This is a genomic window from Lutibacter sp. (genome assembly GCF_030692605.1).
GTDB lineage: Bacteria > Bacteroidota > Bacteroidia > Flavobacteriales > Flavobacteriaceae > Lutibacter.
This window is the reverse complement of the sequence record NZ_JAUYUD010000071.1, coordinates 1-15,034: the sequence shown is the minus strand read 5'-3', so window position 1 is coordinate 15,034 and position 15,034 is coordinate 1. Positions and strand designations below refer to the sequence as shown.

At 30.4% G+C, this 15,034-nt stretch carries 12 protein-coding genes and 1 tRNA gene; 8 read left to right on the top strand and 5 right to left on the bottom strand.

The window, feature by feature from the left end; genetic code table 11:
- Nucleotides 1-191 precede the first annotated feature (191 nt).
- The 5 genes from thrS (at nt 192) to Q8S45_RS06545 (ending at nt 4,493) form a co-directional block, all read left to right on the top strand.
- Entirely contained in the window at nt 192-2,132 is a 1,941-nt protein-coding gene (gene thrS / locus Q8S45_RS06565; protein ID WP_305602606.1) for a threonine--tRNA ligase, read from the top strand.
- Nucleotides 2,133-2,199: 67 nt separating this feature from the next.
- Nucleotides 2,200-2,715: a translation initiation factor IF-3 gene (gene infC / locus Q8S45_RS06560; protein WP_305602609.1), complete on the top strand. Its 516-nt coding sequence runs from the start codon at nt 2,200-2,202 to the stop codon at nt 2,713-2,715.
- Nucleotides 2,716-2,800: 85 nt separating this feature from the next.
- On the top strand, nt 2,801-2,998 hold the full coding sequence (gene rpmI, locus Q8S45_RS06555; protein ID WP_305602603.1) for a 50S ribosomal protein L35: 198 nt from the start codon (nt 2,801-2,803) through the stop codon (nt 2,996-2,998).
- An 86-nt stretch (nt 2,999-3,084) separates the two neighbouring features.
- Nucleotides 3,085-3,429, top strand: a complete 345-nt coding sequence (gene rplT / locus Q8S45_RS06550) for a 50S ribosomal protein L20 (RefSeq protein ID WP_305602600.1) — start codon at nt 3,085-3,087, stop codon at nt 3,427-3,429.
- Nucleotides 3,430-3,539: 110 nt separating this feature from the next.
- A complete protein-coding gene (locus Q8S45_RS06545) occupies nt 3,540-4,493 on the top strand; it encodes a TerC family protein (RefSeq protein WP_305602598.1) in 954 nt (317 codons plus the stop codon).
- 46 nt (nt 4,494-4,539) lie between these two features.
- Here Q8S45_RS06545 and Q8S45_RS06540 read toward each other — a convergent pair whose 3' ends face one another.
- The 5 genes from Q8S45_RS06540 to Q8S45_RS06520 form a co-directional block, all read right to left on the bottom strand.
- Nucleotides 4,540-6,171 carry an ABC-F family ATP-binding cassette domain-containing protein gene (locus tag Q8S45_RS06540; RefSeq protein WP_305602595.1) on the bottom strand — a complete coding sequence of 544 codons (1,632 nt, stop codon included), beginning with the start codon at nt 6,169-6,171 and terminating at the stop codon, nt 4,540-4,542.
- 163 nt (nt 6,172-6,334) lie between these two features.
- A complete protein-coding gene (gene prfA / locus Q8S45_RS06535; RefSeq protein ID WP_305602593.1) occupies nt 6,335-7,411 on the bottom strand; it encodes a peptide chain release factor 1 in 1,077 nt (358 codons plus the stop codon).
- 49 nt (nt 7,412-7,460) lie between these two features.
- Nucleotides 7,461-8,639, bottom strand: a complete 1,179-nt coding sequence (locus Q8S45_RS06530) for an AIR synthase related protein (RefSeq protein ID WP_305602590.1) — start codon at nt 8,637-8,639, stop codon at nt 7,461-7,463.
- A gap of 81 nt (nt 8,640-8,720) precedes the next feature.
- Entirely contained in the window at nt 8,721-10,907 is a 2,187-nt protein-coding gene (locus tag Q8S45_RS06525; protein ID WP_305602586.1) for a glutamine synthetase III, read from the bottom strand.
- A 174-nt stretch (nt 10,908-11,081) separates the two neighbouring features.
- A complete protein-coding gene (locus tag Q8S45_RS06520; RefSeq protein ID WP_305602583.1) occupies nt 11,082-12,020 on the bottom strand; it encodes a calcium/sodium antiporter in 939 nt (312 codons plus the stop codon).
- Between the two features lie 150 nt (nt 12,021-12,170).
- Between Q8S45_RS06520 and Q8S45_RS06515 the strand changes: the two genes are divergently transcribed.
- The 3 genes from Q8S45_RS06515 to Q8S45_RS06500 all read left to right on the top strand — a co-directional run bounded on the left by Q8S45_RS06515 (nt 12,171) and on the right by Q8S45_RS06500 (nt 14,589).
- Nucleotides 12,171-12,533 carry a BlaI/MecI/CopY family transcriptional regulator gene (locus tag Q8S45_RS06515; protein ID WP_305602580.1) on the top strand — a complete coding sequence of 121 codons (363 nt, stop codon included), beginning with the start codon at nt 12,171-12,173 and terminating at the stop codon, nt 12,531-12,533.
- Nucleotides 12,534-12,535: 2 nt separating this feature from the next.
- Nucleotides 12,536-14,233: a M56 family metallopeptidase gene (locus Q8S45_RS06510; RefSeq protein ID WP_305602577.1), complete on the top strand. Its 1,698-nt coding sequence runs from the start codon at nt 12,536-12,538 to the stop codon at nt 14,231-14,233.
- A gap of 282 nt (nt 14,234-14,515) precedes the next feature.
- A tRNA-Arg gene (locus tag Q8S45_RS06500) sits at nt 14,516-14,589 on the top strand.
- Nucleotides 14,590-15,034 lie beyond the last annotated feature (445 nt).

The window sequence follows — 15,034 nt, the reverse complement described above, 5'->3', positions numbered from 1 at the left end:
TAGGGCTATTCCGATGAAGGTATTCCAATACCTCAATCTCTTCATTTTTAAGTGTTATATATCTCATAATGAGATAAATATACGAAAATTATTATATATACGCAATAAAATACGACATTATTTTATTCTTATTACTTATGTATTGCACAAACAATAGTTTTCCAATATCTTTGCAGCCTTAATAATAAAATATGATTGAAATAACTTTACCAGACGGATCCGTAAAGGAATATAAAAAAGGTAGCTCTCCAATGGATGTAGCTTTGAGTATAAGCGAAGGCTTAGCTAGAAATATAGTTTCTGCAAGTTTTAACAATAAAACTATTGAAACATCTACACCTATATATACGAATGGCAGTTTAACTTTACTTACGTTTAATGAAGATGAGGGTAAAAAAGCATTTTGGCATTCTTCTGCCCATGTTTTAGCGCAAGCGATTACTTCTATTTACCCAGAAGTTAAATTGACAATTGGACCCGCAATTGATAATGGATTTTATTATGATGTAGATTTAGGAGAACATAACATATCTGATAAAGATTTCGGGACTATTGAACAAAAAATGTTAGAATTAGCACGTGGTAAGCACGAGTTTAAAATGCGTTCAGTATCCAAAAAAGATGCTTTATCTTATTATAGCAAACAAAACAACGAATATAAAGTTGAACTTATTGAAAATTTAAATGATGGTGAAATAACTTTTTGTGATCATTCAGATTTTACGGATTTATGTAGAGGAGGCCATGTGCCAAATACAGGAGTCATAAAAGCTGTTAAAGTAATGAGTGTTGCAGGGGCATATTGGAGAGGAGATGAAAAGAACAACCAACTTACACGTGTTTACGGAATTTCATTTCCGAAACAAAAAATGCTGACTGACTATTTAGAATTATTAGAAGAAGCCAAAAAACGTGATCACAGAAAACTTGGTAAAGAATTAGAATTATTTGCTTTTTCTGCAAAGGTTGGTCAAGGATTACCGCTTTGGTTACCAAAAGGAGCCGCATTAAGAGACCGGTTAGAACAATTTTTAAAGAAAGCTCAGAAAAAAGCTGGGTATGAAATGGTAATTACTCCTCATATTGGGCAAAAAGAATTATATGTTACATCTGGTCATTATGCTAAATATGGGGCGGATAGCTTTCAACCTATAAGAACTCCGAAAGAAGATGAAGAATTTTTTCTAAAACCAATGAATTGTCCTCATCACTGTGAAATTTATAACAACAAACCATATTCATATAAAGAATTACCAAAACGGTTTGCAGAATTTGGTACTGTATATAGATATGAACAAAGTGGAGAACTTCACGGATTAACTCGGGTGAGAGGTTTTACACAAGATGATGCACATATTTTCTGTACTCCAGATCAACTAGATAAAGAGTTTAAAGATGTTATTGATTTGGTTCTTTATGTTTTTAAATCTTTAAGTTTCGAAAATTTCACAGCGCAAGTATCCCTTCGAGATAAAGAAAAAAGTGATAAATATATTGGAAGTGATGAAAATTGGGAAAAAGCAGAAAATGCTATCATAAACGCAGCCAAAGCAAAGGGATTAAATTATGTGATTGAATATGGAGAAGCTGCTTTTTACGGTCCAAAATTAGATTTTATGGTAAAAGATGCGCTTGGAAGAAGTTGGCAGTTAGGAACCATACAGGTTGACTACAATTTACCTGAACGTTTTGACTTACAATATAAAGGATCTGACAACCAGTTGCATAGACCTGTAATGATACATAGAGCTCCATTTGGTTCTATGGAACGTTTTATTGCAGTTTTGTTGGAACATACCGCAGGTAAATTTCCATTATGGCTTACCCCAGAGCAAGTTATTATTTTGCCAATAAGTGAGAAATATGAAAAATATGCAGAAAAAGTTTTACATTTGCTAGAAAATTCCGAAATTCGCGCCCTTGTAGATCACAGAAACGAAAAAACTGGTAGAAAGATTAGGGATGCCGAGATGAATAAAATTCCATTTATGCTAATTGTTGGTGAACAAGAGGAAAATGATGGGTCGGTATCTGTAAGAAAACAAGGTGAAGGTGATGTTGGAACCTTTTCAGTAGAAGAATTTATTTCATTAATAAATAAAGAAATTAGTAATACATTAGAGCAATTTTAAGTTTAATTTAAATTATAAAGCCATAGCATTAAGTAAAAACAGAGGTCCACGAAAGCCTTGGAGAGTAATAAAAGAAGATCAACATAGAATAAATTCAAAAATTATTGATGTTGAGGAAGTTCGTTTAGTTGGTGAAAATATTGAAATAGGTGTATATCCTATTTCCAAAGCTAGAGCTCTTGCAAGAGAATTAGAGCTAGATTTGGTTGAAATATCACCAAATGCGGCACCACCAGTTTGTAAAGTAATTGATTATAAAAAGTTTCTTTATGAACAGAAAAAAAGAGAAAAAGTAATAAAAGCGAAGGCTACTAAAGTTGTTGTAAAAGAGATTAGGTTTGGACCAAATACAGATGAACATGATTTTGAGTTTAAAAAGAAACATGCTTTAAAATTTTTACAAGAAGGTGCAAAACTAAAAGCGTTCGTGTTTTTTAAGGGTCGTTCTATCATTTATAAAGATCAAGGTCATATCTTACTTTTAAGATTAGCTACCGAACTGGAAGAATATGGAAAAGTTGAGCAAATGCCAAAATTAGAAGGTAAACGTATGATTATGTATTTAGCTCCAAAAAAGAAATAATACTTCGCTGCGCTTCGTAACCAAGATAGAGTTTTCTATAGCGCTAGAAGAACAAAAATAATAAGCAAGTTAAAAAAGTAGAAAAATGCCGAAATTAAAAACAAAATCTAGTGCCAAAAAGCGTTTTAAGCTAACGGGTTCTGGAAAAATTAAGAGAAAACACGCTTTTAAAAGTCATATTTTGACCAAAAAGTCTAAAAAACGTAAATTAAGACTTACACATTCTGGTTTAGTACATCAATCAGATAAAGGAAGTATTTTACAACAATTAGCTTTAAGTTAAAAGCAATTAGGGAATTTAATTATTAACCATGGAGTAGTGCTTTTAAGAGTATTAATATACCGCCTACTACAAAAAACAAATGAATTATGCCAAGATCAGTAAATTCAGTTGCTTCAAGAGCTAGAAGAAAAAAGATATTGAAGCAAGCAAAGGGCTACTTTGGACGTAGAAAAAACGTTTATACAGTAGCAAAAAATGCGATTGAAAAAGGAATGTTATATTCTTATAGAGATCGTAAAAACAATAAGAGAAACTTCCGTGCTTTATGGATTCAACGTATAAACGCTGGAGCTCGTCAGTATGGAATGTCTTACTCACAGTTTATAGGAAAATTAAAAGCTAATAATATTGAATTGAATCGAAAGGTTCTTGCAGATTTAGCTATGAATAATCCTGTAGCTTTTAAGGCAATTGTAGATAGAGTAAAATAGATTTTTAATTTCTTGCTTATATAAAAAACCAGTTAGTAACTGGTTTTTTTATTTTTAAAAAGTATCACTTTAATTAATATATTTACCAACCATTAAATAAACCATTTACCATGCTTGTCTGGATTATTTTTATTGCTGCAATTTTATTATTTTTAGCCTTAGACCTTGGAGTTTTCAATAGAACTCCACATGTAATTTCTTCAAAAGAAGCGTCCATTTGGACCGCCATTTGGGTTGCTACTTCATTTATTTTTTCTGGAGTTATTTATTGGCTTTATGCCACCAACAAAATTGATAATGTTGATAGTTTAACACCTACTGAGGCGAGTATAAAATACATAACAGGTTATCTTATTGAACTCTCATTGAGCGTAGATAATATTTTTGTTATTGCAGTAATTTTTGCTGCATTTAAAATACCTCAAAAATATCAACATCGAGTACTGTTTTGGGGAATATTAGGTGCTATTGTATTTAGGGCTTTAATGATTTTCTTTGGAGTAATGATCATTAATAAGTTTAGTTTTTCTACTTATATTTTTGGAGCTTTCTTAATATTCACAGCATATAAAATGATGTTTTCTAAAGAGGAAAAATTCAATCCTAAAAAATCATTTATTTATAGACAGCTTAGAAAAGTAATGCCAATTACAAGTCACATTCAAGGAGAAAAGTTTTTTATAAAATTAAGACATATAAAAGCTGCCACTCCTTTATTTGTAGCTCTTGTTATAATAGAATTTACTGATATCTTATTTGCTATAGATAGTGTGCCTGCAATACTAGCTATTACTTCAGATCCCTTTTTAGTATTTAGTTCTAATATATTTGCAATTTTAGGACTCCGATCTATGTATTTCTTTTTATCAAATATGCTTACCAAATTCTATTATTTAAAATACAGTTTAATAGCTATATTAAGTTTTGTAGGAGTTAAATTAATACTTATGCATCATGTTAAATTCCCAGAGTGGCTTTCTCTATCTTTTATTGCACTATCGTTAATAATTGGAATTTATGTTTCGTTAAAATCGGATATAAAAAATGATATGATTGAGGATTAAAACTCAATTATATCATTTTTACAATTTCTAAAGAGAAATAGAAAAACTACCTTTCTATTTCTCTTAAATTTTCCATTTTCTTCAGTTCTAGAAATCCAGAAACAGTTTCGAAGTGTTCTTTAACCCTTTTATTTCCAAATTCAAATACTTTTTCAGCTAATCCATCCAAAAAATCTCTATCGTGAGAAACTAAAATTAATGTACCATCAAAATCTTTTAAGGCATCTTTAATAATATCTTTTGTTTTCATATCTAAATGATTGGTAGGTTCATCCAAAATTAAGACGTTAACTGGTTCTAACAATAATTTCACCATTGCCAACCTTGTTTTCTCACCTCCAGAAAGCACTTTAACCTTTTTAGTCGTTTCATCACCCCTAAACATAAAAGCGCCTAAAATATCCTTCATTTTAGTTCTAATATCTCCAACTGCAATATAATCTATTGTTTCAAAAACTGTTAAATTCTCATCTAGTAATGATGCTTGATTTTGAGCAAAATAACCAATTTGTACATTATGACCTATGTCTAATTTTCCTTGAAAATCAATTTCGTTCATTATTGCTTTAATCATTGTCGATTTTCCTTCTCCATTTTTACCCACAAAAGCAACTTTTTCACCTCGTTCAATAACTAAATTAGCTTTTTCAAAAACTACATGATCACCATATTTTTTAGAAAGTTCATTGACTACTATAGGATATTGACCACTACGTTGAGATGCAGGAAATTTCAATCTCAATGCGGAAGTGTCGAGTTCATCAACCTCTACCATCTGTAATTTTTCCAACATTTTAACTCGTGATTGCACTTGATTTGTTTTGGAATAGGTTCCCTTAAATCGATCAATAAACTCAGTAGTTTCATTAATTAACTTTTGCTGTTCATCATACGCTTTTTGTTGATGCACACGACGATCTTTTCTTAGCTCTAAATAATGAGAATAATTTGCTTTATAATCATAAATTCTACCCATTGTTACTTCAATAGTTCTATTGGTAATATTATCTACAAATGCCCTATCGTGTGAAATTACAATTACTGCCTTTGCAGAATTAATTAAAAAGTCTTCGAGCCATTGTACACTTTCAATATCAATATGATTTGTTGGTTCATCCAACAAAATTAAATCTGGTTTTTGCAATAATATTTTTGCCAATTCAATTCTCATTCGCCATCCACCAGAAAACTCAGATGTTGGTCTATTAAAATCTTCTCGCACAAATCCCAAGCCTTTTAATACTTTTTCAACTTCCGAATCATAATTAATTTCTTCAATTGAATAGTACTTTTCGCTTAGTTCTGAAACGCGTTCAATTAATTTCATATATCCATCACTTTCATAATCAGTTCGAACAGTCAATTCTTCATTGATTTGATCTATTTCAATTTTAATTTTTGAAATTTCAGCAAACGCTTTTGAAGTTTCTTCAAATACCGTTGAATCGTCTTTCGCCAGCAAATGTTGAGGAAGATATGCAATAACTGCATCCTTTGGGGCAGAAATAGAACCAATTGATGGTTTATTAACCCCTGCAATAATTTTTAATAACGTAGATTTTCCAGCTCCATTTTTACCCATCAACGCAATTTTATCATTTTCATTTATTGAAAATGTTATATTGCTAAATAAGGTGGTTCCTCCAAATTGTACTGCTATATCGTTTACTGTTATCATTATAATTATGTTGCTATTATTTTTTAAAAGTGGCAAATATAATACATTGTTTCCGAAAAACTCGTTAAATTACAACCAATAAAACCACTGATTTTAAATGATTTATATAAAAAAAGCAAGATTATATAATCTTGCTTTTTTCATGTTTCGTAAATAGTGGTTTTTAAAAAACTTCTCCTAATTCTTTTAATTTTTCAGTATTTTCGGCTAGTTTTAATTCTTCAACTATTTTATGAATATCTCCATTAATAATATTTGACAAATCGTACATGGTTAATCCAATTCTATGCTCTGTTACACGCCCTTGTGGATAATTGTAAGTTCTAATTTTTGCAGAACGGTCTCCACTAGCAACTAATGAATTTCGCTTGGCAGAATCAAGAGCCAATTTTTTCTCTAATTCTTGTTCATACAAACGTGAACGTAGCACTTTCATTGCTTTTTCCTTATTTTTATGCTGTGATTTTTGATCTTGACATTGCGCCACCAAACCAGTAGGAATATGCGTTAAACGAACCGCAGAATAAGTTGTATTAACCGACTGTCCACCAGGTCCTGATGAACAAAAATAATCTACACGTATATCACTTGGCAGTAATTCAACATCAAACTCTTCAGCTTCTGGTAATACCATTACGGTAGCTGCGGATGTATGAACTCTACCTTGTGTTTCAGTTTGAGGAACACGTTGTACTCGGTGAACACCAGATTCAAACTTCATATCTCCATAAACATCGACACCTGTAACGCTAAATATTATTTCTTTAAATCCTCCTGAAGTTCCTTCACTTATATCGTCAACTTCAGTTTTCCATCCTTTATCTGAGCAATATTTTGTGTACATTCTATACAAATCACCTGCAAAAATACTTGCTTCGTCTCCACCTGTTCCAGCTCTAATTTCCACAATTACATTTTTAGCATCTTCCGGATCCTTAGGAATCAACATAAACTTAATATCATCCTCTAATTTAGGAATTCTAAGCGTTGCTTCTTCCAATTCAACTTTGGCCATTTCAGTCATTTCTTGATCTGAACCATCGGCAATTATTTCTTTTGCTTCTTCAATATTGTTTAACAACGACTTATATTCTTCCGCAACTTTCATTACTGAACTTAAATCTTTATATTCCTTATTTAATTTTATATAGCGTTTTTGGTCTAAAATAATATCCGGCTGGATGATTAAATCAGATACTTCATCAAATTTTTGTTTAATAATTCTTAACTTATCTAACATCTTCTTTTTTATTGGATTGCAAAATTACGAATTAAAAATGAATTGTAAATTAATATTCAAATACTCCAAATTCACTTTTTATAGTTAGTTTCTTAACCTCTGAAGCTTCAACTCTTCCAACAATTTTAGCATCGACATTAAAACTTTTTGAAATTGCAATTATATTATCTGCAATTTCAGAGGAAACATATAACTCCATTCTGTGCCCACAATTAAATACCTGATACATTTCTTTCCAATCTGTATTACTCTGTTCTTGAATTAATTTAAACAGCGGTGGAATTGGAAACATATTGTCTTTAATAATATGCAAATTATCAATAAAGTGTAGAATTTTAGTTTGCGCTCCTCCACTACAATGAACCATTCCGTGAATATCTTTTGACGAATATTTTTCTAATATATTTTTGATAATTGGTGCATACGTTCTTGTTGGTGATAGCACTAATTTACCCGCATTTAAAGGTGAATTTTCAACTTTATCAGTTAATTTTACCGTTCCTGAATAAACCAATTCACTTGGAACCTTTTCATCAAAACTTTCAGGATATTTTAACCCTAAATAGTTATCAAAAACATCATGTCTGGCCGATGTTAATCCGTTTGAACCCATTCCGCCATTATATTCCTTTTCATAAGAAGCTTGTCCAAATGAAGCCAAACCAACAATTACATCGCCAGGATTAATATTTGCATTGTCAATAACATCAGCTCTTTTCATTCTTGCGGTAACTGTAGAATCTACAATTATGGTTCTAACCAAATCCCCAACATCTGCTGTTTCACCACCGGTTGAATGAATTTCAACACCAAAAGATTTTAATTCTTGCAACAATTCTTCAGTTCCATTAATAATGGCTGAAATCACTTCACCAGTAATTACATTTTTATTACGTCCAATTGTTGAAGACAACATAAAATTGCTTGTTGCTCCTACACAAATTAAATCATCCACATTCATAATTAATGCATCTTGTGCAATTCCTCGCCATACGGAAATATCGCCTGTTTCTTTCCAATAAGTATAGGCCAATGATGATTTTGTTCCAGCGCCATCAGCATGCATAATCAGACAATAGTCTTTATCATTTGTTAAATAATCTGGCACAATTTTACAAAATGCCTTGGGAAATAATCCTTTATCTACATTCTTAATTGCTTTGTGTACATCCTCTTTTGATGCTGAAACGCCTCTTAGGCTGTATCTTTTACTATTTTCTGAACTCATTGCTACTAATTATAGTGTTTTGCAAAAGTAATTTTTCTTTTTTGAAGAACATAAAAAATCCCGCAAAAGCGGGATTTTAATTTATCTCGTAAATAACAATTCTCTGTATTTGGTTAATGGCCAAAGCTCATCGTCAATCATTATTTCAAGTTTATCGCAATGATATCTAATTTCTTCAAAAAATGGTTTTACGTCATTACAATATGCAGCAGCCAATTTTTCGGCATCTTCAATGGCATTTACTTTTTTGCGTGCTTCAATCATAGCATCAACGTTAGAATGTATGGCTACAATATGCTCTGAAATTAATTTAATTAATCTAATTTGTTCACTGGCATGTTTTTCAAAATCTTTTCCAAAAATATCTTTTAACCCCGTTACATTTTTAATTAACATATTTTGGTACTTGATAGCTGTTGGTACCACATGATTTCCTGCAATATCTCCTAAAACTCTTGATTCAATTTGAATACGTTTGGTATATTCTTCAACTTCAATTTCATAACGAGCTTCTGTTTCAATTTTACTCATTACACCCATTTCTTCAAACAAGGCAATTGATTTTTTAGACACTCTAGCTTTTAATGCTTCAGGGGTGGTTTTATTATTACTCAACCCTCTTCTTTTAGCTTCTATTTCCCAAGCTTCACCATATCCATTTCCTTCGAACAAAATATTTTTTGAAGCTTTAATATATTCTCTTAAAATATTAAAAACAGCTTCATCTTTCTTTAAATCATTCTTTTCAATTAAGGCATCAACTTCAATTTTAAAATCTTTTAGCTGTTTTGCAACTATTGTGTTTAAAACCGTCATTGGATTTGCACAGTTTGCAAATGAACCAACAGCCCTAAATTCAAATTTATTTCCTGTAAATGCAAAAGGAGAAGTCCTGTTTCGATCAGTATTATCCATCAACAAGTCTGGAATTTTACCTACTACATTTAATTTAAGATCCGTTTTTTCTTCTGGTGAAAGTTTACCATTGGTTACTCCTTCCAATTCTTCCAACACTCCTGTTAGTTGTTCACCAATAAATACAGAAATAATTGCCGGTGGAGCTTCGTTCGCACCAAGACGGTGATCATTATTTGCAGAAGCTACAGCAGCTCTCAACAGTTCTTCATTATCATGAACCGCTTTAATAGTATTTATAAAAAATGTTAGAAACTGTAGGTTACTCATTGGTGTTTTACCTGGAGCCAATAAATTAATTCCAGTATCAGTAGATAAAGACCAGTTATTATGTTTACCCGAACCATTAACGCCAGCAAATGGTTTTTCGTGCAGCATTACTTTAAAATGATGACGAGACGCTACTCTACCCATTACGTCCATTAATAAGGAGTTATGGTCCACAGCTAAATTAGCTTCCTCATATATTGGAGCTAGTTCGAACTGATTAGGAGCCACTTCATTATGACGTGTTTTTACAGGAATACCCAATAACATACATTCTACTTCCAATTCGCGCATATAATCCAGTGCACGTGTAGGAATAGAACCAAAATAATGGTCGTCTAATTGCTGACCTTTGGCTGGTGAGTGTCCTAATAATGTTCTACCTGTTAGCATAATATCAGGCCTGCTATTTGCTAATGACTTATCAATTAAAAAATATTCTTGCTCCCATCCTAAATTAGAAGTTACTTTTTTAACATTTTTATCGAAATATTTGCAAACTGCTGTTGAAGCATCATCTACAGCGGTTAACGCTCTTAATAATGGTGTTTTATAATCCAATGCTTCACCTGTATAAGCAACAAAAATGGTAGGAATACACAACGTTGTTCTATAAATAAACGCTGGAGATGTTGGATCCCAAGCGGTATAACCACGTGCCTCAAACGTATTTCTAATTCCACCATTTGGGAAACTAGAAGCGTCCGGTTCTTGCTGTACCAATTGATCTCCACCAAATTTTTCAATAGCCATTCCACCTCCAATTGTTTCAAAAAAAGCATCATGCTTTTCTGCTGTAGCCCCTGTTAAAGGTTGAAACCAGTGCGTATAATGTGTAACTCCTTTAGATAATGCCCATTCTTTCATAGATGAAGAAACCTGATCAGCAATTTTACGGTCAATTTTAGTACCGTGATCCATTGCACTCATAACCCCTTTATAGGCATCTTTTGTTAAATATTGACGCATTGTATTTTCATTAAATACATTTTTGCCAAATAATTCAGATCGTTTAATATCTTCATTTACTTTAATAGGCTTTCTATTTTGCGCTTCTTCCAACGCTTTGAATCTAATTGTAGACATAGTATCTATTTTTTATTACACATTATTAAAGTGGCAAATATAATTTATTTTTTAACTTGAAACAAGTTACCCATATAAATTTAGGGGTAGTTATTAAATATTTGTGTTTTTAAGCAACTTTACCCTTTGTTTTTTATAAAGTATGAAATTTTAATGCTCGAATTTGGTAACTTTTTAATGTATTAACATCCTGTAAATAAAAGTCACATATAAAAAAAGTAGTATAACTCCTTCTTTCCAGCTTAATTTCATTTTAACAGGAACAAAAATTAGTGGCAATATTAAAAATGAAATTCCTAACATCCAAAAAATATCGTTCGTTAACAATCCTTGATCAACCACTTTTATAGGGGTAATTATTGAAGTTATGCCTAAGACTGCCAAAATATTGAATACATTTGAACCTATCAAATTCCCTAAAGAAATAGCTTTTTCTTTTTTCAAAACAGCAATTACAGAGGCCGCTAACTCAGGAATACTTGTCCCTACTGATATAATAGTAATTCCTATTATACGCTCACTTACATTAAATTTTGTTGCAATTCCAATTGCACCATCAATTAATAATTCTGAACCTCCCCAAAGTGCTACACCTCCAATTGCCAAAAATAAAACATCTTTATATAAGGGAACCTCTTCATCGTCTTCTATACTTTCCTCAACCACAGCTGGTTTTTGAAATTTCAATAAAAAAATTAGAAATATTACTAAAAATGAAACTAAAATTATTCCTTCGTAACGCTGTAATATACCGTCAAAAGCAATAAAAATATAAAATAAAATAGATGAAAATATCATCACTGGCCAATCGGTTATATAAAACCCTTTTTCAATCTTAATGGTTGAAATTAAAATTATAATAGCTAAAACCAATCCTAAATTAGCAATATTAGAGCCCATAACATTTCCCAAAGCTAAATCAGCATGGCCATTTAGCGCAGATTTTACACTAACAATTAGTTCAGGTAACGACGTTGCAAAAGAAACAACTGTCATTCCAATTACTATTTTTGGGATTTTTAATACCACCGAAAAACCAACCGCTGCTTTTAACAACCAATTTCCTCCAATAATTAACAGAAATAATCCGATTACAATAAATAGTGCATTCATTAAGTATCCTTTTTTACAAATATAAAAGAATTAAATTATGGTACATATTTATTTAAAAATAGCCCCAACCTTAATATTTTGTTAATTAACTATTTTTATAGTTGCAAAACTATAAAAATAGTTTACATTTGATTTCAGAAAAAAAAATAAATGGAAAAATTGACAACAAAAGAAGAAGAGTTAATGCAAGTTCTCTGGAAACTTGAAAAAGCCTTTGTAAAAGAAATTGTAAAAGAAATGCCCAAACCTAAACCACATTATAACACAGTTTCTACCGTAATTCGAAAAATGGAAGAAAAAGGATTTGTTACTCACGAAGCCTTTGGAAATACACATCGATATTTTCCAACAATTTCTATGGAAGATTATAGAAATACTTATTTTTCAACTGCAATTCAAAACTATTTTGAAAACTCTTATAAAAATGTTGTTTCATTTTTTGCAAAGGAGGAAAAAATCAGTGCAGATGAACTTCGTGAAATAATAAAAATTATTGAAAATAAAAAAGACTAGCAATGGACTATATATTAAAAGCTAATGGATTGGTTATCTTGTTTTTTCTATTCTATTATTTAGTATTAAAGAATGAGACCTTTTTTACCTCAATACGTTTTTACTTTATTATTGGAATTCTATTAATTATTGCACTTCCAATTGTAGAAATACCAATTTATATTGATGCCCTTGAAACAAGTTTTTCAAATCAAACATATGCTATTACTACAACAACAAATAGTCACGAAACTGCAAGTATAAATTGGTTGTCACTGCTTACAACAATATATATTATGGGTGTTGTGCTTTTTAGTGCTAAATTCTTTATTCAATTAATTTCTTTAAATGTGCTAATATTTAATCATAGAGCAGCAAAAAATGGAAGTTATAAAATAATTGAAACTGCCAAAAATATTGCGCCATTTTCGTTTTTTAATTATATAATTTATAACAAAACAAATTATACACAAGACGAATTGGATCAAATACTTACACATGAAAAAATACATGCAAATCAATTTCATTCTTTAGATATATTACTTTCACATGCACTTACAATTGCTTTTTGGTTTAATCCATTTGTTTGGCTTTACAAAAAAAGTGTCCAACAAAATTTAGAATTTTTAGCAGATAATCAAGCGAGTAATATTTCTACAAACAAAAAATTATATCAAATAACCTTGCTTAAAACGTGTGGTAACACATATTGCACTTCATTAACAAATAATTTTAATAAATCATTAATTAAAAAACGCATCATTATGTTAAACCAATTTAAATCTAACACAAAAAATCAATGGAAATATGCTTTAATACTTCCATTATTAGTAGCTTTTATAGCAACATTTAGCACCAAAGTCATTGCTCAAGAAAAAAAACTTTCTGAAATTGAGGAAATCGATAATGTTAGGATTGAACTAGTTATCAATAAAAATTCTACCAATGAAAGTTTAAAGAAAGAATCAGAACTTTTTAAAAAAGAATTTAATATTATCTTAACTTTTGATGGAATTAAAAGAAACACCTCAAACGAAATATTTGCAATTAAAGTTGAAGCAAAGGGAAAAGAGCTTGCATCAAATTTTAGCACATCTGGCATAAAACCTATTCAACCAATAAGAATCGCCTTTGAATCTAATGCCAATTCAATTTCAATAGGAAATGTAACTTCAAGAGAACCAAAAACAATCCACGAAAAGCACATGAGTATTCAAAAACAAATGAAGAACGGTGAGTCTAATGAAGGGTATTCTTATTATTTCTCTGATGGAAACAAGGTGAAATGGGTTGAAAAAATCGAAATAGACAGTCTTCACTTAAACAAAGAATATTCAGAAAAGGAAACTGTCAAAACCTGGGTTAGTAAAGATGGAAAAGAGAAAAAATTTATCACAATAACCACAGAAATTAAAACTGACGATGACCATCAGATAGAAATTGAAAAAGACAAAAATGAAAATTTTATTATTATTAAAAAAGATGGCGAAACTAAAACTAAACATAAAATTCAATCTAATGGAAACGCAATGTTTATTGGTTCTGATAAGGAAAATGCATTATACATTATAGATGGAAAAGAATCAACCACAGAAGAATTTAAAAAAATATCTAATGAGTCAATCGAAAGCATTGATGTTTTAAAAGGACCAAAAGCTATAGAAAAATATGGTGAAAAAGCAAAAAATGGGGTTATAATAATATTGACTAAAAAACAATAACTCAGCTTTTTTTTAAAGAAACTCCTTTTTATAAAATTATAAAAAGGAGTTTTTATTTTGTATTTTTACAGAAGAACAATTATTTATTTATAAAAAATGCGAAAATTACTTTTTAGAATCACTGCCAAACTAAACAAATTTGTGTTGCCTAGTTATACTAAACGGCGATTGGATATTGCAAAAGCTCAAAAATGGCAACTAGCAATAATTGGTTGGCGATATTTTGTAACAAAAAATAGTTTGTAAATAATCAAAATACTCTATATTTGCACCCTTAAAAATGGCCTCGTGGCGCAATTGAATAGCGCACTTGATTACGGCTCAAGAGGTTACTGGTTTGAATCCAGTCGAGGTCACTAATATTCAAAGCAATTAACTTCCATAAGTTAATTGCTTTTTTATGCATTCAATTCCAATATTGATTTATTTAACACAATTCTTATTACTTTTTTTAAAAAAAACTTCATAAACTGATAAAAGTCATTAAAAAAGTACTATTTACACTATATATTTACATCATAATTCCATTACTTACCTATTAAGTAATGTTTTTGATTTTTTTAGTTAGTAGTAATAGAAGGAGAGCCTGAATAAGGCTCTCTTTTTTATTTATCATTTTTATTTAAATGTTAAATTAAAATCCACTTCCCTTTTTTATTTTTTTGATTGTCCGCAATTACCCATAATTAATAAAAAAGCGTTATATTTGATAAAAAAAACGATGAATTTATTCAGTTTTACAGCAAATTTTGGGAGCGAGGAATCTTGTAGGCTTCATTTTAAAGAAGAAAGAGACAAAAT

Coding starts and splice junctions, on each gene's coding strand:
- thrS (WP_305602606.1), top strand. CDS start 192: ATGATTGAAATAACTTTACCAGACGGATCCGTAAAGGAATATAAAAAA.
- Q8S45_RS06510 (WP_305602577.1), top strand. CDS start 12,536: ATGGACTATATATTAAAAGCTAATGGATTGGTTATCTTGTTTTTTCTA.
- Q8S45_RS06520 (WP_305602583.1), bottom strand. CDS start 12,020: ATGAATGCACTATTTATTGTAATCGGATTATTTCTGTTAATTATTGGA.
- Q8S45_RS06545 (WP_305602598.1), top strand. CDS start 3,540: ATGCTTGTCTGGATTATTTTTATTGCTGCAATTTTATTATTTTTAGCC.
- prfA (WP_305602593.1), bottom strand. CDS start 7,411: ATGTTAGATAAGTTAAGAATTATTAAACAAAAATTTGATGAAGTATCT.
- Q8S45_RS06530 (WP_305602590.1), bottom strand. CDS start 8,639: ATGAGTTCAGAAAATAGTAAAAGATACAGCCTAAGAGGCGTTTCAGCA.
- rplT (WP_305602600.1), top strand. CDS start 3,085: ATGCCAAGATCAGTAAATTCAGTTGCTTCAAGAGCTAGAAGAAAAAAG.
- Q8S45_RS06525 (WP_305602586.1), bottom strand. CDS start 10,907: ATGTCTACAATTAGATTCAAAGCGTTGGAAGAAGCGCAAAATAGAAAG.
- rpmI (WP_305602603.1), top strand. CDS start 2,801: ATGCCGAAATTAAAAACAAAATCTAGTGCCAAAAAGCGTTTTAAGCTA.
- Q8S45_RS06540 (WP_305602595.1), bottom strand. CDS start 6,171: ATGATAACAGTAAACGATATAGCAGTACAATTTGGAGGAACCACCTTA.
- Q8S45_RS06515 (WP_305602580.1), top strand. CDS start 12,171: ATGGAAAAATTGACAACAAAAGAAGAAGAGTTAATGCAAGTTCTCTGG.